Source organism: Clostridium sp. UBA6640, from assembly GCF_002455975.1.
In the GTDB taxonomy this organism is placed as follows: domain Bacteria; phylum Bacillota; class Clostridia; order Clostridiales; family Clostridiaceae; genus Clostridium_J.
In genome coordinates, this window is record NZ_DKLM01000027.1 from 5929 (window position 1) to 10127 (window position 4199).

The 4199-nt window shown below is 27.1% G+C and carries 5 protein-coding genes; all 5 read right to left on the bottom strand.

Annotated elements, in window-relative coordinates; genetic code table 11:
* Nucleotides 1-404 precede the first annotated feature (404 nt).
* Nucleotides 405-824, bottom strand: coding sequence for a GNAT family N-acetyltransferase (locus tag B2W91_RS03040; RefSeq protein ID WP_291578808.1), 420 nt, complete (start codon nucleotides 822-824; stop codon nucleotides 405-407).
* Between the two features lie 30 nt (nucleotides 825-854).
* A complete protein-coding gene (locus tag B2W91_RS03045; RefSeq protein ID WP_291578809.1) occupies nucleotides 855-1292 on the bottom strand; it encodes a DUF523 domain-containing protein in 438 nt (145 codons plus the stop codon).
* 178 nt (nucleotides 1293-1470) lie between these two features.
* On the bottom strand, nucleotides 1471-2667 hold the full coding sequence (locus B2W91_RS03050) for a hypothetical protein (RefSeq protein ID WP_291578810.1): 1197 nt from the start codon (nucleotides 2665-2667) through the stop codon (nucleotides 1471-1473).
* A gap of 15 nt (nucleotides 2668-2682) precedes the next feature.
* Complete coding sequence (locus B2W91_RS03055; protein WP_291578811.1) at nucleotides 2683-3189, bottom strand: GNAT family N-acetyltransferase; 507 nt, start codon at nucleotides 3187-3189, stop codon at nucleotides 2683-2685.
* A gap of 67 nt (nucleotides 3190-3256) precedes the next feature.
* The coding region (locus B2W91_RS03060; RefSeq protein WP_291578812.1) for an aminoglycoside phosphotransferase family protein at nucleotides 3257-4199 on the bottom strand (943 nt) is incomplete at its 5' end.

The following is a 4199-nucleotide window of genomic DNA, read 5'->3' on the forward strand; positions in this document are numbered from 1 at the left end:
CCTATTAAACATTTTTCTTTAGTACAACTTGTACAACTATCTTTCCTTAAACAACAACTTCCTAAATTAGTTATTAAACTATCAAAGTTTACTTCATTTGCAAAAACCCCCATGATAATCCTCCCTTAAATTTAAATTATGCCTACTAATAACTACAAAAAATACTATAGCTAGCCTTTAATCATAATATTAGTGAATCTCTATTCTTATATATACCCTAACAGATAACCATAAAACATTCAAGAATAGTTACTATAAAATAACTATTCTTAAATTATAATTTCTATATAAATATAAATTTTCCTTCAATAATAGAAAAATCTCTTCTATCTTTTCTTGTAATTCGTCCTATGTTTTTATTCCACACAAAAAAATTAATAGTAAAAATTCATTTTAAGTATTTTTTAATAGTATATATGCATACCATATGACTGTGGATATGTATATTTGAATCCAAATTGTTCATATAATTTATTTGCAGGGTCATCAGCAATAAGGCTTACATACCCACCTTTAGGTACTGATGTATCTAAGTAATTCATTATTTCACTCATTATAATTTTTCCAAGTCCATTACCTTGAAAATTAGGGGTAACTGCTATATCCACAACTTGAAAAAAGCACCCTCCATCGCCAATTACTCTTCCCATTCCAATAAGTGAACCTTCATTATATATGGTTACAGAATATAGCGAATTTTTTAATCCTTTTTCTGCAGCTTCTACAGTTTTTTCACCTAGCCCTGATACTTTTCTAAGATTTAAATATCCTTCTATAGATGGTGCATTATGTTTAATCTCAATATCCTTTATAATATTATTCATTCTTATCCCCCTTTTTAAATATTAATATAACTACAATCTATTTAAATCATTTTCTGTATATACTTTAATTCCATTATTAATTAATATCTCTGTAGTTAATCCATTTCCTTTTATTAATTTACCTGAAAAGTTTCCATCATATATAAATCCACATCCGCAAGAAGGGCTTTTAGACTGTAATATTGCTTTCTTAATTCCTATAATATTTGCAATAGCTAAAGTCTTTTCTGCGCCTTCAATAAATTCTTTAGTAAAATCTTGTCCATCTTTCCCAACTACTTTCTTATTACCACTTTCATCTATAATAATTTCACAACATGGTCTTGGTGTTGGTAATCCAGCTAGCTGTTCTGGACATAAGGCTATAGCTTTTCCTTCTTTAACTAGTTGTAATATAAATTTATTTTCACTATTACTTCCATTATATCTACAGTCCACTCCAGCTAAACAGGCACTTACTAAATACATAATTAAATCCCCCCTATAACTTATGCAATGTAATACTATTAATCATTTATTATAAGCTATTAATAGATGCTTCCACGATAAAATCTATACCACCTTATAGACATTATCAAGGTAATCTAACATCTCTTGAACTATAATATTATTTTTATTAAATTCAATAAATTAATGAACCGTCCCCTTATTTGTCTACATATAAACTTCTTAGATATCTTCCTTCTCCATCTATATCTTCCGGCTTATGAACAAAGGATTCTTTTACTAGATATTCATTAGCCGCTCCAAAAATTTGATGCCATAGTTCATTAGCTATTTCTTTTATATCTACTTTGTGTATTACTCCAGTTAAATCTGGAGCATTTCTCTCAAAGTTTTCAAAAGTCTCCTTTACTATTGGAAAAATATTTGAAAGAACAATGTCTGATATTTCATTGATTATAACTTTATCATTAGATTTAAATATAGGTATATTTACAGATATACTTTTGCTTTCATCATTTATAGTTATATAGTTAATTTCGTTAAGAAAGTGCAATAAGTTTTTATCTTCATTTGTGAGTTGATTATAATTAATAGAGTTATTGTATGCATCATAAATCAACTCTCCACATCTTTTTGCAATATCTTTATTAATATCATCTATAACCTTTACATATGATAAATTTAAGTCATAAAAAGGTGATGTATTTTCAAGACCTTTTTGAGCTAATCTAAAAAATCTATATACATCTTTCCTTGATCCATTTGAATCACCAAAACTATTAAAAATGAAATCACCTGCTCTATAATTATTGCTGCTGCATAAAAGTTTATTACTGTATTTATCTACTATACTACTATCTTCATAAGCCACTATAATATAATTTCTATTATCCTTTTGAAGTTTTGATGTACAAAAAACTTTTTTAGCCTCAAAAAAATCAAAGACAGTTCCATCAAAAATTTTATCACAGATGATATGATATAATAGCCTTTCATTAGTAAAAGCCTTATAATTTGTTAAGCATGATAACTTTTCATAAATTACATTCTTCAAAGATATTATTTTATCTCCAACTACTTCACCTATATTATTTAAGTGCTTGTCCATATTAACTATATCCTTTTCTAAAAATGTTGGAAAATTTATTTTATACCCATTTTCATTTTCATCTATAGCATTTATTAATTTAAGGCTGCTAATTACATCATCAAATTTATTTTCTTCAATATTAAATTTTTTCATTATCTCAAATTTACATATTGAAAATGGCTTATGACTTGCAATAATATATAGTATTTCTGGTGCATATTCTTTATTACATGCATATGCTGGATTAAATTTATCATAAGTACCGATATCACCGAAAAAATAAAAGTTTAATTTCTTATTCCCCACTTTTTTCACCCTTTTCTAATATTTTTTAAATTGAAACCCTAAAATATCTACATCTTCATCCTTATTTAATCTCTTATCATAATTTTTTCTAAGCTCTATCATATTCAAATGATCAAAGCCACAATCTCTATAGAGCTTAATTGCAGCTATGTTTCTTGGAATTACACTAACAAACATAGAGGTTATTTTTTTCTCCTCCATAAGATCATCTAAAGCTGACATAGCTTTTTTTCCTATACCTTGTCCTCTAAATTCTTCTGATATATACAAATCCTCTAGCCATGCAACATTTTGTCCTCCAAATCTTATATAAAAAAATCCTACCGCTGTTTCATCTTTAAACACATTATATACTGTTCCTACTCCTTGCCATTCTTTAAGAGTTTCAATAGATTCTTCATCTTTTTGCCAAAACTCCTTTGGTGCATTATTCAATTTTCTATGATAGTTCATAAGTTCTGTTATCATCTTTGCTGTATCCATAAATAATTCTTTTTCTAACTGTCTAATTTTAATGTTCATTTTAAATCTCCCGCTTTTCTAATTAGGTTTATATTTTTAAACTATATTTTTATAAACATATTTCTTTTTAATCTTTATCACAACTAAATTTCTTAAGTATTTTAATCCCTTCCAAATAATATTCAGGAGCTTGTATTTTGGCCCAACTGCAAATACTTAATCCACTATAAATCTCATATAGATCTTTTTTCTTCTCTAAATCTTCACTAAATTTCATATATTTTTCATACCCAACCTTAAAAGCTTCTGCAAATGTTTTGTTCTCATCTATCAATGTATAATAACAACCTATAATTTCACAATCTTTGTCATAAGCTCTGCACTGTTCAAAATCAATTAGCGCTGAAAGTTTCCATTTATCCTTTACTTTCTTAACAAGAATATTTCTCTCTCCAAAATCACCATTATGAAGATATGATAGTTTAACATTATCTAGTAAGTTAAGCATTCCTTTTAAAATTTCTGCACATTCCCTTTGAAGCTTTTCTTCTTCTAAATGTTGATCAAACAATTCTTTAAGGGTAGCATCAACATTTTTTCTAAAGACCACAGAAAAATCTTTTATATTCTCTATACTGTTACCATTTTCGTCCCAATCTCCAAAGAAATCAAAGGTCTTTAAACTGTGTATTTTGCCTAGTTCTTCTCCAATTTCTTCATATATTTCTCTTATGTTATCTTCACTGATGATGTTTTTGACATTTTCGAATATTCTCCCTTCCATATGCTCCATGAAAAGCCACTCAGTTCCATCTTCAAGTTTACCTAAATTTAAAATTTTAGGAGCCTTAATACCACTTCCATCAAGGAATTTTAATGAAGCAACTTCTCTATTCCATCTATGCTTTTTATAATAAATCTTAAATACTCCTATTATCTCATCTTCATTTCTCACGCTATAAACTAAATGTCTTTTAAGCTCATGATTTCCTATAGGTGTTATTTCTACATTTTTATTTAGTAATTTTGAAATTATATATTTGATTTCATTATCTGAATAATTTAATATA